The following is a 19187-nucleotide window of genomic DNA, read 5'->3' as shown; positions in this document are numbered from 1 at the left end:
GTCATTGTTACTGCGACCATGCTCGGTACCGCTCCCTCAACGAATGGCGGATACCCATCGCCGCCAGATTCAAACTCACCACGATCGTCACCAGCAGGAAGGCGGTGGCGAACACCAGCGGCCGCGCCGCCTCTACGCTCGGGCTCTGGAATGCCATATCGTAGATCTGGAAGCTCAAATGCATAAACTTCCGTTCCAGGTGCAGATACGGGAAAATCTCGTCCACCGGCAGCACCGGCACCGATTTCACTACCCCCACCAGCATCAGCGGCGCGGTCTCCCCGGCGGCGCGCGCCACCGCCAGAATCAGGCCGGTCATCATCGCCGGCGCCGCCATCGGCAGCACGATGCGCCACAGCGTCTCGGCCCGGCTGGCGCCCAGCGCCATCGAGCCTTGCCGCAGCGAAGTGGGAATGCGCGACAGCCCTTCCTCGGTGGCGACGATCACCACCGGCAGCGTCAGCAGCGCCAGCGTCAGCGCCGCCCACAGCACGCCGGGCGTGCCGAAGGTCGGGTTGGGCAAGGATTCAGGATAGAACAGCTGGTCGAGCGTGCCGCCTATCATATAAACGAAAAAGCCGAGGCCGAAGACGCCATAGACGATCGAGGGCACGCCGGCCAGGTTGACCACCGCAATGCGGATCACCCGCGTCAGCAGATTGTTGCCGGCATACTCGTGCAGATATACCGCCGCGATCACGCCAAACGGCATCACCACGATCGACATCAGGATCACCATCAACACCGTGCCGAAAATGGCCGGGAACACCCCGCCTTCGGTATTCGCTTCGCGCGGGCTGTCGGTGAGGAACTTCTTCACCTGCTCGCCCCAGTGCGCCAGCTTCTCGGTGGTGTTCATGGCGTTCGGGTACCAGGCATCGCGCACCTGGCTGAGCGGAATGGTCAACGTCTGGCCGTGCATGTCGCGCAGCAGCAGCGCATCGCGCTGGCGATCGCGGTTCAGCCCCGTCAGGCGTTCGGACAGCAGCTGGTATTGCCGCTGTAACTCCAGCCGCTCGGCCTTGATGGCGTCCTGCGCACGGGCGTCCAGCTTATCGTCGCGCTGCAGGCGCTTTTCCCTCAGCCGCAGCGCGTCAAACTGCTGATTGATGCGCGCCATATCGCGGAATTGAATATCGTGCGCCTGGCGCGAGAGCGCGGCGATTTGCGGCAGCCGCTGCTGCAACGCCTGCCCCAGATTGCGGCCGGTCAGCGGTTGCCCATCCTCCAGCAGCCCCGCCAGATAGCCGTAGGCGGTACCGTGGCTGTCGCGCTCCAGCACCAGCAGGCCGCGCGGCGTGCTTTGGCTGCGGATGTCGCTGGCCAGCAGCGTGCGGAAGTCCTGCCCCTCGCGCTCGCGGTTGCCGACCTTGATCAGATAGCGTTCGACGCTTTGCGCCTCGCCCGGCGGCGCCACGCCCGCTTCCGTCAGCTGGCGGCGCGAAATGCTTTGCTGCTGGTACAGCTCGCCGATCACCGTCACCGGCCCGGCGCCGTTCTGATTCAGCTCAAACTGATAAACCGGGCTCGGCCAGAAATAGCGCATCCCTTGCCCGGCCAGCAGCAACAGAATGCCGATCAGCGCCAACAGGCTGACGGCCACCGAACCGGCGGTCAGCCATATCCACGGCGACCCGCTCTTCACCCAGTTCTTCATGGCGCCTCCTGATTCGGCGTGTAGCGCTTGCGCAGCCGCAGGCGCACCGCCTCCGCCAGCGTGTTGAACACGAAGGTGAAGACAAACAGCACCAGCGCGGTCAGGAACAGCACGCGGTAATGGCTGCTGCCGGAGACCGCCTCCGGCATCTCGATGGCGATATTGGCCGCCAACGCCCGCAGCCCCTGGAACAGGCTGCCGTCGATAATTGGCGTATTGCCGGTGGCCATCAGCACGATCATGGTTTCCCCCACCGCGCGGCCAAAGCCGATCATCAGCGCGGAGAAAATACCGGCGCTGGCGGAAGGCAGCACCACCTTGATCACCGTCTGCCATTGGGTGGCGCCCAGCGCCAAAGAGCCCTGGCTCAGGGTGGCCGGCACGCTGAACAGCGCGTCCTCCGCCAGCGAGAAAATGATCGGCACCAGCGCGAAGCCCATCGCCACGCCCACCACCAGCGCATTGCGCTGGTCGTAATTATCCCCCAGCCAGAAATGCAGCGGCTCACCGAACAGCGCCACCTCCAGCCGCGGCCCCAGGCTGAGCGCCAGCCACACCGTCAACGCCAGCAGCGGCAACAGCAACAGCAGATCGACGCCCGGCCGACAACGCGGCATAAAGCGATGGGTCAACGCGCCGCACAGCAGCACCGCCGCCGCCAGCAGCAGCGGCAACGCCAGCACCGCCAACAGATACTGCTCGATGATCGGCGCCAGCCAAATGCCGGCCACCAGCCCGATCACCACCGTCGGCAGCGCGCCCATCACTTCGATAGCCGGTTTGATCACCCGCCGCAGCCCCGGCGTCATAAAGTAAGCGGTATAGATGGCGCCGGCCAGCGCCAGGGGAATAGCGAACAGCATCGCGTAAGCCGCCGCCTTGAAGGTGCCGAAGATCACCGGCATCAGGCTGAATTTGGGTTGGTAACTGTCTTCGCCGGAGGTGGACTGCCAAACATAGGCCGGCTGCGGGTAGTTCTCATACCACACCTTGCCCCACAGCGAACGCCAGGTAACGTCCGGATACGGGTTGTCGAGCGCATAGCGCTGCCAGCCCTGCGCGCTCTCCAGCAGCAGGCCATCGCCGCGCGGCGCAAACGCCATCTGCTGCACCTCGGCGCCCAAACGGGTATTCAGCAGCGGCTGCGGTTGAATGGTGGAGAACAGCGAGAAGCCGCCATCGGGCCGCAGGGTGGCGAACACCCGGCGATAGGGCTCAGCCACCGTCAGCTCCTGCCCGTCGGCGCCATGGTCGAAATGCTGCACCGGCGTCAGGCGCCAGCGCTGCTCTTTTTCTACTTCGAACCACTCGCGCAGATTGCCGTCGGCGCCCTTGATCAACAGCGCGCTGCCGCCGGGCAGCGCCGTCATCTGATACGGAGCATGTTCGCCAAGGGTACGCGTTTCACGCAGCTGCAGCTGCGCGCCGTCGATCTGATAACGCGCCAGCCGGTTGCCGGTCAGCAGGTAAAGCTGGCGGCCATCCGGCGTCAGCACCAGTTGTTCTGCATCCTGTTCCAGCGGCCGCTCGCTGAACTGCGGCGGCCGGTCAGGGCTGAAACGGCCGAACACCAGCCGCCGATCGTCGGTCACCCCAGCCAGCAGATACTGCCCGCGATGGGCATCCGCCAGCGACAGCCGTTTCAGCGGCTTGCGCTGCGGATCCAGCGCCAACGGCTGCTGCCCGAGCGGGAACAACCACTGCGGCCGGCCGTTTTCCGCCGTCGCGAAATCCGCGCGCGCCACCACCAACCGGCCGTCGGCCTGCGCCAACGCAAACAGATCGCGCTCTCCGGCGGCCTGGGCAAGCAGCGCCGGTTTGGCCAGCAGCGTCTGCTGCGCCAGCGGCGCCTGGGGCTGGCCGTTCGGTGCCGGCGTCAGGCGATAAAATTGCCCCGCGCCCTGCGCGTCGATGCGGTAACCGACGCGCTGCTGCACGTCCATGCCCAGCGCCAGCACCGGGGCCGACGCCGCGATCGGCAGTGGCTGCGCCTGGCCGAGCGAGGCCGGTTTGAACAGCGGCAGCACGGCAAACAGCAAATAGACGAAGATCAGCATCAACGTCATCAGCACCATCAGCCCGCTGGCGGTTACTGCCGCCTGCACGCCGCGGTCGATGCGCCCGCGCATGCGATCTCGGGGATGTTGATTGGCCGTCGTCTGTGTCATGTGTCTCGCTGTCGCTGATGTAATCGGGCTTGCGCCGTAAGATAACCGGGCATCTTATGTCAGTTTTATGACGTTTGCATGACAAAGTTACCCACCATAACCCAGGTTTTTTACACTGCAAACAGACAATATGGCGTTGATATATTGCTGAAAAATGAACGCAAACACGCTTAATATCACCAAGAATAAGCCTGCTAACCTTCATTTCATGCTGCTCATTCCACCCCCCTGCGCCCTGCATCGGCGAAAATTTATTGCCGCCAAAAAACGCCGCGCGCCAACGCAATGGATATGTTGGACTTTCCTGTCAATCTCTCGCAATAATGATGAAGGACACTAGAGCGGCATCCGGGCGCTGCGTCCCGGATCCTATTCTAAATTTGAACTGGAGTGGCAATGGGTCAGGAAAAGCTCTACATCGAAAAAGAACTAAGCTGGTTATCCTTTAATGAACGTGTGTTGCAGGAAGCCGCAGATAAGAGCAATCCCCTGATTGAACGTATGCGTTTTCTGGGCATTTACTCCAACAACCTCGACGAGTTCTATAAGGTCCGCTTCGCCGATCTCAAACGGCGCATCCTGATCAGCGAAGAGCAAGGCTCCGCCGGTTCCTCGCGCCATTTGCTGAAAAAGATCCAGGCCAAGGTGCTGAAAACCGATCAGGAGTTCGACGGCCTGTACAACGATCTGCTGCTGGAAATGGCGCGTAACCAGATCTTCCTGATCAACGAGCGCCAGGTGTCCGAGAACCAGCAAATCTGGCTGCGGCAATATTTCAAACAGCATCTGCGCCAGCACATCACACCGATCCTGATCAACCACGACACCAACCTGGTGCAGTTCCTGAAAGACGATTACACCTACCTGGCGGTGGAGATCATTCGCGGCGCGCGCATCGACTATGCGCTGCTGGAGATCCCGTCGGACAAGGTGCCGCGCTTCGTCAATCTGCCGCCGGAAGCGCCGCGCCGCCGTAAGCCGATGATCCTGCTGGACAACATTCTGCGCTACTGCCTGGACGATATCTTCAAGGGCTTCTTCGACTACGACGCGCTCAACGCCTACTCGATGAAAATGACCCGAGACGCGGAGTACGATCTGGTCACCGAAATGGAATCCAGCCTGCTGGAACTGATGTCCTCCAGCCTGAAACAGCGCCTGACCGCCGAGCCGGTGCGCTTCGTGTATCAGCGCGACATGCCGAACGAAATGGTGGAGCTGCTGCGCGGCAAGCTGGGCATCTCCAACTACGATTCGGTGATCGCCGGCGGCCGCTACCACAATTTCAAAGATTTCATCAGTTTCCCGAACGTCGGCAAGGCCAATCTGGTCAACAAGCCGCTGCCGCGCCTGCGCCACATCTGGTTCGACGGTTTCCGCAACGGCTTCGACGCCATTCGCGAAAAAGACGTGCTGCTCTACTACCCGTACCACACCTTCGAGCACGTGCTGGAGCTGCTGCGCCAGGCGTCGTTCGATCCGAGCGTGTTGGCTATCAAGATCAACATCTACCGGGTGGCGAAAGATTCGCGCATCATCGAATCGATGATCCACGCCGCGCACAACGGCAAGAAGGTCACGGTGGTGGTCGAACTGCAGGCGCGCTTCGACGAAGAGGCCAACATTCACTGGGCGAAGCGCCTGACCGAAGCCGGCGTACACGTGATCTTCTCGGCGCCGGGCCTGAAAATCCACGCCAAACTGTTCCTGATTTCGCGCCGTGAAGGCGATGACATTGTGCGCTATGCTCATATCGGTACCGGCAACTTTAACGAAAAAACCGCGCGCATCTACACCGACTATTCGCTGTTGACCGCCGACTCACGCATCACCAACGAGGTACGCCGGGTATTCAACTTTATCGAGAACCCCTACCGGCCGGTCACCTTCGACAACCTGATGGTGTCGCCGCAGAACTCGCGCCTGAAGCTGTATGAGCTGATCGACAACGAAATCGCCAACGCCCAGGCCGGGGAACAGGCCGGCATTATGTTGAAAATAAATAATCTGGTGGATAAAGGGCTGGTAGATCGGTTATATACCGCGTCCGGCGCCGGCGTGAAGATCCGCCTGCTGGTGCGGGGCATGTGTTCCCTGATTCCCAACCTGCCGGGGATCAGCGACAATATTCAGGTGATCAGCATCGTCGATCGCTTTTTGGAACACGATCGGGTGTACGTTTTCGACAATAAAGGTGACAAACGGGTGTATCTGTCCTCCGCCGACTGGATGACCCGCAACATAGATTACCGTATCGAAGTGGCGGTATCGCTGCTGGATCCGGCGCTGAAACAGCGCGTTCTGGACATCCTGGAGATCCTGTTCAGCGATACGGTCAAGGCCCGTTATGTGGATAAAGAACTGAGCAACCAGTACGTGCCGCGCGGCAACCGCCGCAAAGTGCGTGCCCAGGTGGCTATTTACGAGTATTTAAAAGCTCTGGAACAACCAGGACAGTAGGCCAGCAACTATGCCGCTAAAAAACACTGCAACGAACAAACCGCAGGAAATCGCCGCCATCGACCTCGGGTCGAACAGTTTCCACATGGTGATCGCCCGCGTCGTCAACGGCGCCTTACAGGTATTGGGCCGTTTAAAACAGCGGGTGCATCTCGCCGACGGATTGGACAGCAACAACGTACTCAGTGAAGAGGCGATAGAGCGCGGCCTGGCCTGCCTGGCCCTGTTTGCCGAACGGCTGCAGGGCTTCCCGGCGGATAACGTCACCATCGTCGGGACGCACACCCTGCGTCAGGCGGTGAACGCCGAAGTGTTCCTCAAGCGCGCCGCCAAAGTGATCCCCTACCCGATAGAAATCATCGCCGGTCAGGAAGAAGCGCGCCTGATCTTCATGGGCGTGGAGCACACTCAGCCGGAGAAAGGCCGCAAGCTGGTGATCGACATCGGCGGCGGCTCCACCGAGCTGGTGATCGGCGAAGACTTCGAGCCGCTGCTGGCGGAAAGCCGCCGCATGGGCTGCGTCAGCTTCGCCCAGCTGTTCTTCCCGGGCGGCGAGATCAGCAAAAACAACTTCCGCCGCGCGCGGCTGGCGGCGGCGCAGAAGCTGGAAACGCTGGCCTGGCAGTACCGCATTCAGGGCTGGCAGTATGCGCTGGGCGCTTCGGGCACCATCAAGGCCGCCCACGAAGTGCTGGTGGCGATGGGGGAAAAAGACGGTCTCATCACCCTGGATCGCCTGGAAATGCTCGCCGAGCAGGTGCTGCAGTTCAAAAGCTTCAGTTCACTGAGCCTGCCGGGGCTGTCGGAAGATCGCCAATCGGTATTCGTGCCGGGGCTGGCTATTCTGTGCGGCGTGTTCGACGCGCTGGCGATCCGCGATCTGCGCCTGTCCGACGGCGCGCTGCGCGAAGGCGTGCTGTATGAAATGGAAGGCCGTTTCCGCCACCAGGACATCCGCAGCCGCACCGCCAAGAGCCTGGCCGATCACTACAACATCGACCGCGAGCAGGCCAAGCGGGTGCTGGAAACCACCGAGCTGCTCTACTCGCAGTGGATGGCGCAAAATACCAAGCTGGCGCATCCGCAGCTGGAAGCCCTGCTGAAATGGGCCGCCATGCTGCACGAGGTGGGGCTGAGCATCAACCACAGCGGCATGCACCGCCATTCGGCCTACATTCTGCAAAACTCCAACCTGCCTGGCTTCAACCAGGAACAACAGCTGCTGCTGGCGGCGCTGGTGCGCTTCCACCGCAAGGCGATTAAGCTCGAAGAGCTGCCGCGCCTCAACCTGTTCAAGAAGAAACACTACCTGCCGCTGATCCAGCTGCTGCGTCTGAGCACCCTGCTCAACAACCAGCGTCAGTCGACCACCACGCCGGAAACGCTGCGCCTGACCACCGACGACAACCACTGGACGCTGCGCTTCCCGGCCGGCTACCTGGCGCAGAACAACCTGGTGCAGCTCGATTTCGAACGCGAGCAGGCCTACTGGAACGACGTCGTCGGCTGGAAGCTGCTGATCGACGAAGAAGGCTCGCAAGACGAACAGCGCTCCGCCTGATCCCCCGCCCCCTGCCAGACAGGGGGTTTTTCTTTCCGCCCTCGCCCCGTCAACCTAAACGAAACCCTAATGCGCCGTGCCGCACGCCGGAAAAAAATGGACAACTTTTGTCATCAGCGCCTAAAATCCGGTTACAAATTCTCGAGCGAATAACACAGGACACCGGCATACCGGGTGATATATGCGCAAGAAAACCACCGGACAGATGACGAAGATAGTGTTGTTTATCAGCTTTATCATTTTAGTCGGCCGACTGCTGTACGCCGCCGTGGTGGCGGTGCCTCATCATCAGGAAAAAAAGCAGGCCGCTGCGCAAAACGCCGCCGAAGTCAGCGCGCCGCAAAAGGACGCCTCCTCTGAATAACCGCCGCGCCCCGTCCGTTTCATAAAAATGACTCCGGCACTCGCTATGCTCTATCTTTTAATGAGCCTGCGTCAGGAACGCCGAGCGCCCGTTAAGGAACACCATGTCAGCCGCAACCCATAACGTCAAAAAAGTCGCTGAACATCGCCAGCGCATTCTCACTCTGCTGTTGAACAATAAGGAATTGGTCGACGGCATTCTCGGCCGTCCGGGGGATGAGCACGCCCTCAGCCAAAGCGAACGGCTGAACCAGACGGCGGAAATCACCGGCCTGTTGGACGACATGCACGCCGCCGACCTGGCGGACCTGCTGGAAGCGCTGCCGCAGGACGAACGTATGGCGCTGTGGCGGCTGGTGGGCAACAGCAAGCGCGGCCAGACGCTGGTGGAGGTCGCCGAGCCGGTCTGGGACAGCCTGATCGAGGAAATGAGCGACAAAGACCTGCTCAAAGCGATCAAAACGCTGGACGTCGACGAACAGGCCTACCTGGCGCAATACCTGCCGCGTAACCTGATGGGCCGGTTGCTGACCTCGCTGGAGCCGGAGCAGCGCGCCCAGGTGCGCGAGATGAGCCAGTACGCCAAAGACAGCGTCGGCTGGATGATGGATTTCGAACTGGTGACGGTGCGGCCGGACGTCACGCTCGGCGCGGTGCACCGCTTTTTGCGCATGCGCAAAACCATTCCCGACGCCACCGATAAACTGTTCGTCACCGACCGCAAAAACACCCTGCTGGGCGAGCTGCCGCTAACCGCAGTGCTGCTGAACGATCCGGAGATCCCGGTGCGCGACGTGATGGACAGCGATCCCGCCACCTTTCAGCCCGAAGACAAGGCCGATGAAGCGGCCGGCGCGTTCGAACGTTACGACCTGATCAGCGCCCCGGTGGTTGACGCCAAGGGCAAACTGATGGGCCGCCTGACCATCGAAGAGATCGTCGACGCCGTCAACGAAGAGAGCGACACCAACCTGCGCCGCATGGGCGGTTTAAGCCCGGAAGAAGACGTGTTCGCCCCGGTCAGCAAGGCGGTCAAGACCCGCTGGGCCTGGCTGGCGATCAACCTCTGCACCGCGTTCGTCGCCTCGCGCGTGATCGGCCTGTTCGAACACACCATTTCCCAGCTGGTGGCGCTGGCGGCGCTGATGCCGATCGTCGCCGGCATCGGCGGCAACACCGGCAACCAGACCATCACCATGATCGTGCGCGCGCTGGCGCTGCACCAGATCGAAGTCGGCAACATCTCGCGTCTGATGCTCAGAGAGCTGGGGGTGGCCATCATCAACGGCGTGGTGTGGGGCGGCATCATGGGCGTGATCACCTGGCTGCTGTACGGCGACGCGGCGATGGGCGGCGTGATGACGCTGGCGATGCTGCTCAACCTGCTGCTGGCGGCGCTGATGGGCGTGGTGATCCCGATGACCATGCTCAAACTGGGCCGCGATCCGGCGGTCGGCTCGAGCGTGCTCATCACCGCGCTGACCGACACCGGCGGCTTTTTCATCTTCCTCGGCCTCGCCACCCTGTTCCTGCTGTAATACGCCAAAAGCCGGCCCCGCGCCGGCTTTTTCGTCATTCTGTCGCCGGGTTTGCGTTAACGCAGCAAAGTCGGCCTTCCCGGTAGGTTTTCCTCTCGCGCTGTACTACCCTTTGCCAATAAATCGTCTTAATTCATCCACGTCATGAATCCAATCACTGACAGAGGCCATCGGTAAGGGTGTCTATGGAGATCAGCGCGCCGAACACGTTCGGCACCCACAAAGGCGTCATGCTGACGCATTCCCTGTTAGTGGCGTTGGCGACGTTTCTACTCGCCTTGCTGAGCCTGTCGCTGTCCAGCGAAGCCCGCCACTTCACGCCGCTGTGGTTCCCGACCGCCGCCGCGATCGCCGTGCTGTACCGCCACGCCCCGCGCCACTGGGGCCTGCCGCTGCTGGCCAGCGGCCTCGGCATCGTGCTCGCCAGTTTCTTGCTGTTCGGCGTCAGCGCCACTCCCGTCAAGCTGGCCGCCATCAACCTGCTGGAAGCGGCGGTTTGCGCCCTGCTGCTGCGCCGCACGCTGCCGGCGAACGATCCGCTGAGCGATCTGGGCTGCTGGCTGCGCTTTGTGGTGTGCGCCGTGATCTTCACCCCGCTGTTCAGCGCGCTGCTGGCCGCCGGGCTCTCGCCCACGCCGGATCAAACGTTCTGGCAATCGTTCGGCATCTGGTTCATCTCCGAAGCGATAGGGGTGCTGTCGCTGGCGCCGCTCGGCCTCACCTATCACCGCCGCACCTTGGCGGCGCTGAACCCCTACCCGCTGCTGCTCACGCTGATGGGCTCCCTGGCCTTCAGCTACCTGGCGCTGACCTATCTGCCGTTCCCGTTCACCTTCGTCATCCTGCCGCTGCTGTGGGCCGCCATCGCGCTGCCGCGCTTCGAAGCCTTCGCCGTCTGTTTCTGCACCCTGCTGCTGATCACGGTGCTGATCTCGCTGGGCGTGCTGCACCTGCAGGCCTCTGCACACGTCTTCGGTGAGCTTGGACTGTACTTGCCGATGCTGCTGATCCTGATCCCGGCACACGCGATGGCGATGGTGATGCACACCTTCCGGGTGGAGAAACAGCACATCGTCGAGAGCGAAAGCCGCTTTCGCAGCGCGCTGGAGTATTCCGCCATCGGCATGGCGCTGGTGTCGCCGGAGGGCAAATGGCTGCAGGTCAATCAGGCACTGTGCAAACTGCTCGGCTATACGCCGGAAGGGTTGCACCGCCTGACGTTCCAGGCCATCACCCACCCGGACGACCTCAACGCCGATCTCAGCCAGCTGCACGATCTGCTCGACGGCCACATCAGCAGCTACACCATGGAGAAACGCTATATCCGCAGCGACGGCCAGACCGTTTGGGCGCTATTGGCCGTCTCGCTGGTGCGCGACGCCGAAGGGCAACCGCTGTACTTCATCTCTCAGGTCGAGGACATCAGCGGCCTCAAACGCAGCGAGGCGGAGAACAACCGGCTGGTGGAGCGCATTACGCTGGCCAACCAGGTGGGCGGCGTCGGCATTTGGGAATGGGTGATGAGCCAGGAAAACTTCACCTGGGATCAGCGCATGTTCGAACTCTACGATCTCAATCCCGACCAAACGCCGACGCTGGCGCTGTGGCGCACCCTGCTGGTGCCGGAAGATCGCGAGCGTACCGATCGCGAGCTGGCCGCGCTGCTGGCCGCTCCCAAGCCTTTCGTCATGGAATTTCGCATTACCACGCGCGGCGGCAAATTGCGCCATATTCGCGGCCAGGGCAACGTGATCCTCGACGACCAGGGCCAGCCGCTGCGCATGATCGGCACCAATATCGACATGACCGAGCTCAAGATCCTCGCCGAGGCGCTGCACGAAGAAAAAGAGCGCCTGCACATCACCCTCGACGCCATCGGCGAAGGGGTGATCTCCACCGACAGCCACCTGCGCATCACCTTTATGAACCCGGTGGCCGAGCAGATGTGTGGCTGGCCGCTCGAGCTGGCGATCGGCATGCCGGTCGCCGGCGTGGTGCGCCTGACCAACGGCAAAGACGGCCCGGAAATCGAAAACCTCACGCAATACCCGCGGCAGTGGCCGGCGGATTACGCGCTGGTGCTGCACAGCCGCGACGGACGTTATTTCGACGTGCAGCAGTCGGTCTCACCGCTGAAAACCCTCGATGGCGAAACCATGGGCGCGGTGATGGTGCTGCAGGACGTCACCGCCTCGCGCGAACTGATGAAAAAACTCAGCTACAGCGCCTCGCACGACGCGCTGACCGGCCTGCCGAACCGCACCCGCTTCGAGAAGCAGCTGAAGGCGGCGATCGCCGCCGGCGGGGAACCGTCGTCGCCGCATTCGCTGGTGTTCCTCGATCTGGATCGGTTCAAAGCGGTAAACGACACCGCCGGCCACGCGGCGGGTGATGCCTTGCTGCGGGACATCGCCCAGCTGATGCGGCACCAGCTGCGCAACAGCGACTGCCTGGCTCGGCTGGGCGGCGACGAGTTCGGTTTGATCCTGTTCGACTGCCGGCTGGAGCAAGCGAAATCGCTGATGCAGCAGGTAGTCAACCAAATCAGCCAGCATCCGTTCTACTGGGAAGGGAAAATTTATCGCGTCGGCGCCAGCGCCGGCATCACGCGCATCGGCGGCGACGCCAAAAGCAGCGAACTGCTGGCCCAGGCCGACATCGCCTGCTACACCGCCAAGCACCACGGCCGCGGCCAGGTTTATCTGTACGAAACACGGCAAAAACAGCTGCTGGAACGGCAGCATGAATTGCTGAACCCACAGGAGGTACAGACGATCATCAGCGAGGGGCAGCTGCGGCTGCTGACCCGCGCGGTCGCGCCGCCGGCAACGCCGCTGTCGGCCGCATTTCACCAGGTGAAACTACAGGTGATGGCACCAGACGATCGGCCGCTGCCGCACGAGGCGTTCATCGCCGCAGCGCAGCTGTACGGCCTGATGCCGGACATCGACCGCTGGGCGGTGACGCAGCTGCTGGTATCGTACGCCGACGACATCAAGCGCAAGGGGCTGTCGCTCGCGTTGCCGCTGGCTACCGACAGCCTGCTGAACACCGACTTCCAACGCTTCCTGACGGAAACGGTGCGCGCTTCCTCGCTGCCGCCGCGGGCACTGCTGTTCAGCGTTGATGAAGCCGTGGTGCTGGAACACGCCGCGCAGTGCCGAGCGTGTCTGCGCGAACTGCAGCTGCTGGGCTGTCGACTGATCGTCAACGGCTTTGGGCATAACATCAATGCCTTCGATGAGCTGGGCGATCAGAAGATAGACATCATTCGCATCGATGAACGCTTTATCACCAACCTGCACTGCAACCAAATGGATGAGCTGATGGTCTCGATGCTCAACGGCGCGGCGCATCGGATCAAGGCGCAAACGCTCGCCGGGCCGGCCCACCAGCCAGTGACGCTGCAGGCGCTGCGCGATGTCGGCGTCGATCTGGCAGACGGCGACCAGGTGGCGCTGGAGCAGCCGTTGGCGGTTCTGCTCAGCGACGGCTACTTCGGCATCCGCTAACGCCTTCCCTCGCCGGCGCCGTCTCACGGGCGGCGCCGCACCTCTCATCTTTCACATTATGTTAACCAGTACGAGATTAGTGATATAAATAACACCTGAAGCTTAAACGATTAAGTAAGATGAAGCTCCCATGCGGACATCGACGTATCCGTTGATTTTCCTCGACATGTGATAGCTCAGGGATAAGGGACTATGGAAAAGAAATGGTTTTCCGCCAGGGAACTGATGGGGAAAGCGGGGTTGCCCTCGACCCCGCAAGGGGTCAATCTGATGGCCCGACGCGAAGGCTGGGTCAGCCGCCGCCGCAGCGGCGTGCAGGGTAAAGCGCTGGAATACCATATCGACAGCCTGCCGTTCGGCGCGCGCAGCCTGTCGGCCTTACGCGAGGCCGACCATCCGGACTACGACATCAAACGCCAGGATCCTATTCGGGTCTGGATCGAGTATTACTACCATCTGACGCCGGCCGAGCGGGAAAAGCTGCTGGCGTTCCTGATGCGCGAAGGCATGAGCCGCCTGCTGCAGCTGATCGACGCCCCCCGCTAGCCCGAATGCGCCTCACTCCTCCCCTTCCGGCGCCCAACCGTCGTTGTGCCACAGGTGCAACGTGGCGTAAGATCGCCACGGGCGCCAACGTTCGGCATAGCGTTCGATCTGGCGCGGCGTCATGCCGGGGAAACGCTGTTTGATCAGGTAATCGCCGGCCAGGAACACGTCCGGCCAAGACCAGGCGCGCATCGCGATATAGCTGGCGGTCCAGCTGCCGATGCCCGGCAGCGCGGTCAGCGCCTTGATGCCCTGTTCGATATCCAGCACGTTATCGAGCTGCAGCCGCCCTTCGCCCAGCGCGCGGGCGATCTCGATCAGCGCCGCCGCGCGCTTCAGCTGTACCCCGAGCGGGCGCAGTGCTTCGGGCTGCAGCTGCGCCACCCGTTCAGCGCTAGGGAAAACGTGGGTGATGCCCTCGTGCGGCGCCGCCAGCGGTTCTCCCCAACGTTCGGCCATCCGCCCGGCGAAGGTTGCCGCCATTTTCACGCTGACCAATTGCCCCAGCACCGCACGCGCCGCCTGCTCGAAGCTGTTTACGCAGCCCGGCAAGCGCAGCCCCGGCGCATCGGCCGCCAGCGAACCCAGCGCCTCATTGATGCGATCCGGCGCGGCGTCCAAATCGAACAGCAAGCGTACGCGGCGCAGCACCTCCGTCGTCACCAAACTGAGCGCCGGCGCGATCTCTACCCTGACCCGGTTGCGCGCTTCTTCCGGCTGCACGCTGAGCCAGCCGCAATACTCCGTACCGCCCTGGCTGACGGCGATCGAACGCAGATAGCGGCGCCCCTCGACCCGCTCGACGCCCTGCACGGCGCGCGCCTGCAAGAAGTTCAACATGCGATCCCAGTCATAGGGCGGCCGATAGCCCAGGTGGAACACCAGGCCGCTGGCGGCGGCCCGTTCACCGCGCGCGCCGCCGCTGCGCAGCGCCGACGGAATCAGGCGATAGCGCGCCTTGAACAGCTCGTTGAAACGCCGCAGGCTGCCGAAACCGGCGGCGAACGCCACCTCGCTGAGCGGCAGGTCGGTATCCGCCAACAGGCGTTTGGCCTGCAACAACCGGTGCGACTGCGCGTAATCGATCGGCGAAGCGCCAAACTGTTCGGCGAAGATACGCCGCAGGTGGCGATCGGAAATGCCGAGCCGCGCCGCCAGCGCTTCGCAGCTGTGTTCGGACAGATAGCCCTGCTCGATGAGCTGCACCGCCACCTGCGCATAGCGGTTGCCCAGATCGATCAGCGCCAGACCGGGCGCCAGTTCCGGCCGGCATTTAAGACAGGGGCGAAAGCCCGCCAGCTCGGCCGCCGCCGCGCTCGGATAGAAGGTGCAATTTTCCAGCTTCGGCGTGCGGGCGCTGCACACCGGGCGGCAATAAATGCCGGTGGAAGAGACGCCGACGAAAAAGCGGCCGTCGAATTTGCGGTCACGCGCGCGCAGCGCGTCGTACAACGCTTGCTGTTGGGTATTCATGGCAACGCTCGGGTTCGGTTTTTTCTGCATTATGGGGCTCGGCTGGCGCGCTGACGTGCGGAATTCGGACATTAAGTTAAGCATGCCGATGCCGCGCCCGCTAAATTTTTCGACACTCGCGCATCAGCGCATTGCCCACCGGCCCCGTCTCGGGTAAAGTCGCCCCCCTTCATTGGCATGGGGACAAAAAAGAGATGTTTATTGGATTCGACTATGGGACAGCCAACTGTTCCGTCGCGGTGATGCGCGACCACGGCCCCGAGCTGCTGACGCTGGAAAACAACGAGCCGTATCTGCCTTCGATGCTGTGCGCGCCGACCCGCGAAGCGGTGAGCGAGTGCCTGCACCGCCACTGGCAGGTACCGACCGGCAGCGAAGAAAACCAGCAGCTGCTGCGCCGCGCCATCAGTTACAACCGCGAAGAAGACATTCCGGTCGGCGGCGACAGCGTGCTGTTCGGCCTGCAGGCGCTGGCGCACTACATGGAAGATCCGGAAGAGGTGTACTTCGTGCGCTCGCCGAAGTCCTTCCTCGGCGCCAACGGCCTGAAGCCGCAGCAGATCGCCCTGTTCGAAGACCTGGTCTGCGCCATGATGTTCCACATCAAACGCCAGGCGGAAAACGTGCTGCAGGCCGGTATCGATCAAGCGGTGATCGGCCGACCGATCAACTTCCAGGGCATCGGCGGCGAAGAGGCCAACCGGCAGGCGCAGGGCATTTTGCAGCGCGCCGCCGAACGCGCCGGTTTCAAAGAGATTGAATTCCAGTTCGAGCCGGTGGCGGCAGGGCTGGACTTCGAGGCGACGCTGAGCGAAGAGCAAACCGTGCTGGTGGTGGACATCGGCGGCGGCACCACCGACTGCTCGGTGCTGCTGATGGGCCCGCAGTGGCGCGACCGCGCCGATCGTCAGCAGAGCCTGCTGGGCCACAGCGGCTGCCGGGTCGGCGGTAACGATCTGGACATCATGTTGGCCTTCAAACAGCTGATGCCGCTGTTCGGTCTGGGCGGCGAAACCGGGAAAGGCATTGCCCTGCCGGCGCTGCCTTACTGGAACGCGGTGGCGACCAACGACGTACCGGCGCAAAACGACTTCTACAGCGCCGCCAATGGCCGCGTGCTGCGCGATCTGATCCTCGACGCGGCGGAGCCGGAAAAGGTCAAACGCCTGCTGAAAGTGTACCAGCAGCGCCTGAGCTACCGGCTGGTGCGCGCGGCCGAAGAGAGTAAGATAGCCCTGTCCGGCCAAACCGCCATCAGCGCGCCGCTCAGCTTCGTCCAGGCCGATCTGGCGGAAAGCATCAGCCAGGATCAGCTCGCCGACGCCATCTCGCAGCCGTTGATGCGCATCCAGGAGCAGGTCAGCGCCGCGTTGGCCAGCAGCCAGACCGCGCCGCAGGTGATCTACCTGACCGGCGGCAGCGCGCGTTCGCCGCTGCTGCGCGCCGCGCTGCAACAGCAGCTGCCGGGCATTCCGATCGTCGGCGGCAACGACTTCGGCTCGGTCACCGCCGGGCTGGCGCGCTGGGCGCAAACGCTGTTCCGTTGACGGCCCAAGGGCGCGGCTCGCCGCGCCCTTGCTCATTGGAGGCTATGCATCATGTCAACCATCCTTACCCTCGACAGCGACAGGCTGCGGCTGCGCCCCTGGCGCGACGACGATCTGCCGGCCTTCGCCGCGCTTAACGCCGATCCGCAGGTGATGCGCTATTTCCCGGCGACGATGACGGCCGAAGAAAGCCACGCGCAGGCCGAACGCATCCGCGCCTTCATGCAGCAACATGGCTGGGGGCTATGGGCGGTGGAAGTGAAAGGCGGCGCGCCCTTTATCGGTTTTGTCGGGCTGGCGCGGCCGGGCGACGATCTGCCTTGCTCCCCCTGCGTGGAGATCGGTTGGCGGCTGGCGGCGGCCCACTGGGGCAACGGCTACGCCGCTGAAGCGGCACGCACTGCGCTGGCGTGTGCCTTCGACACGCTGCACTTGCCGGAAGTGGTGTCCTTCACCGCCGAAGATAACCAGCCGTCACGCCGGGTGATGGAGCGCATCGGCATGCACTTTGACGGCGAAACCTTCCTGCACCCACGCCTGCCGGCGGGGCACCCGCTGCAAAAACATGTCTTGTACCGGCTGAACCGGCAAACGTGGCGCGAACGCCGCGGCGATTAATACAGCGTATCCTTCAGCCGCTGCGGCAGCGCCTGGTCGTACTCCTCACCGTCGAAGCGCGTTTGGCTCACCACGGCCAAAATATGGCCGGGGCTGGGCAGCGCCGAACGTTCGAGGCGGCTGCCCTCTTCCCAAAGTCCCGAACGCAAGATCGCCCGGCTGCACTGGAAGAACACCGCCTCCACCCGAATGCGCAACACCGAACGCGGCAGCTGATTGCGGTGGGCGAAGCGCTGCAGCACCGCCGGCGCCACCACGATCTCCGCCCGCCCGTTAATCCGCAGCGTTTCGCCGATGCCAGGGATCAGCAGCAGCAGCGCCACCCGGTTGTCGTGCAGAATATTGCGCAGGCTATCGATGCGGTTATTGCCGCGCCTATCCGGCAGCAGCAGGGTTTTCTCGTCTTCGATGTGGAGAAAACCGGCCGGATCGCCGCGCGGCGAGACATCCATGCCGTCCGGCCCGACCGTCGAGAGGGCGGCAAACGGCGCCGCCTCGATAAACGGGCGGTACGCCGGGTGGATATAGCTGACTTCTTTAAAAACCGAGGGGGCGCCGGGTTTGCCGTACAGCTGTTCCAGCGTCGCGAGGTCGTTGATGGTATCACCAGACATTGCGGTTTCCTGAATGGGCCATGTTGACCCCTTCAGCATAGAGCAAAATCGCCGCCGGGTAACGCGCCTTACCCGGCGCTGGCGTGGTTCAGCGCCTGGATGTCGTCCGCATCCAGCGTCAGGTGCGTGGCGCTGACCAACTCATCCAGCTGCGGCAACGAGGTGGCGCTGACGATCGGCGCGGTGATGCTCGGGCGCGCAATCAGCCAGGCCAGCGAGACCTGCGCCGGGGAGGTGCCGTGCTTACCAGCCACCTGATCCAGCGCCGCCAGAATGCGGAAGCCGCGCGGGTTAAGATAGCGTTCGACGATGCGATCGCCGCGCTGGCTTTTGCCCTCATCCGCTTTGCTGCGGTATTTGCCGGTCAGGAAACCGCTGGCCAGCGCGAAGAAGTTGATCACCCCGAGACCATGGCGCTGCGCCACGCCTTCCAGCTCGGCTTCATACCCTTCTCGCGCATACAGATTGTATTCCGGCTGCAGGGTTTCGTAGCGCGCCAGCCCGTTGATTTCACTCACCCGCAGCGCTTCTTCCAGGCGATCCGCCTGATAGTTGGAGGCGCCAATCGCCCGCACCTTGCCGGCCTTGATCAGCGCATCGAACGCCGCCAGCGTCTCTTCCAACGGCGTATCGCGGTCATCGTCGTGCGATTGGTAAAGATCGATATAATCGGTTTGCAGGCGGCGCAGCGAGTCTTCCACCGCCTGCTGAATATAGCGCGGCGACAGCCCCTGTTTGCCTTCGCCCATCAGTTTGCCCACTTTGGTGGCAATGATCACCTGGTCGCGCTTGCCGCTCTTCTTGAGCCATTCGCCGATGACGGTTTCCGATTCGCCTCCCCGATTGCCCGGCGCCCAGCTGGAATAAACGTCGGCGGTGTCGATAAAGTTGAGCTGATTGTCCACCAGCGCATCCAACAGGCTGAAAGAGGTCGCTTGATCCGCCGTCCAGCCGAACACGTTGCCGCCGAAGGTCAACGCCGGCACCTGAATGCCCGAACGGCCCAGTTGTTTTTTGCTCATTGATAGAGGCTCCATGGGTTAAATAATTCGCTCGTTAATTATTAGCGCCAAACACAGGAAATCGTTAAAACGTATTGGCTATAAGCCGGAATAAATCACTTATAAACA

13 protein-coding genes are annotated in these 19187 nt (G+C 62.6%); 8 read left to right on the top strand and 5 right to left on the bottom strand.

The genetic code is table 11. The features are described from left to right. Nucleotides 1-7: 7 nt before the first annotated feature. On the bottom strand, nucleotides 8-1657 hold the full coding sequence (gene pstA / locus ACUXAC_RS00730; protein WP_060424845.1) for a phosphate ABC transporter permease PstA: 1650 nt from the start codon (nucleotides 1655-1657) through the stop codon (nucleotides 8-10). After that, nucleotides 1654-3825, bottom strand: a complete 2172-nt coding sequence (locus ACUXAC_RS00725) for an ABC transporter permease subunit (protein ID WP_060424848.1) — start codon at nucleotides 3823-3825, stop codon at nucleotides 1654-1656. The genes pstA and ACUXAC_RS00725 overlap by 4 nt, the downstream gene beginning before the upstream one ends. Nucleotides 3826-4221: 396 nt before the next feature. On the opposite strand from ACUXAC_RS00725, the gene ppk1 reads away from it, so the two are divergent. The 6 genes from ppk1 to ACUXAC_RS00695 all read left to right on the top strand — a co-directional run bounded on the left by ppk1 (nucleotide 4222) and on the right by ACUXAC_RS00695 (nucleotide 13805). Further along, complete coding sequence (gene ppk1 / locus ACUXAC_RS00720) at nucleotides 4222-6285, top strand: polyphosphate kinase 1 (RefSeq protein WP_141967313.1); 2064 nt, start codon at nucleotides 4222-4224, stop codon at nucleotides 6283-6285. Nucleotides 6286-6295: 10 nt separating this feature from the next. Further along, entirely contained in the window at nucleotides 6296-7846 is a 1551-nt protein-coding gene (gene ppx / locus ACUXAC_RS00715; RefSeq protein WP_049200673.1) for an exopolyphosphatase, read from the top strand. 181 nt (nucleotides 7847-8027) lie between these two features. Then, nucleotides 8028-8210 carry a YfgG family protein gene (locus ACUXAC_RS00710; protein WP_197658699.1) on the top strand — a complete coding sequence of 61 codons (183 nt, stop codon included), beginning with the start codon at nucleotides 8028-8030 and terminating at the stop codon, nucleotides 8208-8210. Between the two features lie 103 nt (nucleotides 8211-8313). Further along, on the top strand, nucleotides 8314-9747 hold the full coding sequence (mgtE, locus tag ACUXAC_RS00705) for a magnesium transporter (protein WP_141967309.1): 1434 nt from the start codon (nucleotides 8314-8316) through the stop codon (nucleotides 9745-9747). 185 nt (nucleotides 9748-9932) lie between these two features. Beyond that, entirely contained in the window at nucleotides 9933-13259 is a 3327-nt protein-coding gene (locus ACUXAC_RS00700; RefSeq protein ID WP_387444840.1) for a diguanylate cyclase, read from the top strand. 192 nt (nucleotides 13260-13451) lie between these two features. Beyond that, nucleotides 13452-13805 carry a DNA-binding protein gene (locus ACUXAC_RS00695; RefSeq protein ID WP_049200678.1) on the top strand — a complete coding sequence of 118 codons (354 nt, stop codon included), beginning with the start codon at nucleotides 13452-13454 and terminating at the stop codon, nucleotides 13803-13805. 12 nt (nucleotides 13806-13817) lie between these two features. Here the strand turns inward: ACUXAC_RS00695 and alkA are convergent, their stop codons facing one another. After that, a complete protein-coding gene (gene alkA / locus ACUXAC_RS00690; protein ID WP_087762429.1) occupies nucleotides 13818-15308 on the bottom strand; it encodes a DNA-3-methyladenine glycosylase 2 in 1491 nt (496 codons plus the stop codon). 164 nt (nucleotides 15309-15472) lie between these two features. On the opposite strand from alkA, the gene yegD reads away from it, so the two are divergent. Both yegD and ACUXAC_RS00680 read left to right on the top strand, forming a co-directional pair. Beyond that, entirely contained in the window at nucleotides 15473-16825 is a 1353-nt protein-coding gene (gene yegD / locus ACUXAC_RS00685; RefSeq protein ID WP_048234531.1) for a molecular chaperone, read from the top strand. A 51-nt stretch (nucleotides 16826-16876) separates the two neighbouring features. Then, entirely contained in the window at nucleotides 16877-17443 is a 567-nt protein-coding gene (locus tag ACUXAC_RS00680) for a GNAT family N-acetyltransferase (RefSeq protein ID WP_102984290.1), read from the top strand. Here ACUXAC_RS00680 and ACUXAC_RS00675 read toward each other — a convergent pair. Next, the gene (locus tag ACUXAC_RS00675; protein WP_387444835.1) at nucleotides 17440-18057 is read right to left on the bottom strand and encodes a pyridoxamine 5'-phosphate oxidase family protein; all 618 of its coding nucleotides are present in this window, start codon (nucleotides 18055-18057) and stop codon (nucleotides 17440-17442) included. The two genes, ACUXAC_RS00680 and ACUXAC_RS00675, sit on opposite strands and share 4 nt — an antisense overlap. 68 nt (nucleotides 18058-18125) lie before the next feature. Next, nucleotides 18126-19079, bottom strand: coding sequence for an aldo/keto reductase (locus ACUXAC_RS00670; RefSeq protein ID WP_387444832.1), 954 nt, complete (start codon nucleotides 19077-19079; stop codon nucleotides 18126-18128). Between the last annotated feature and the right edge of the window lie 108 nt (nucleotides 19080-19187).

This window comes from Serratia sp. 121840015-1 (assembly GCF_053627655.1).
The sequence above is the reverse complement of the archived record's forward strand: the minus strand, read 5'-3'. Positions and strand labels throughout refer to the sequence as shown.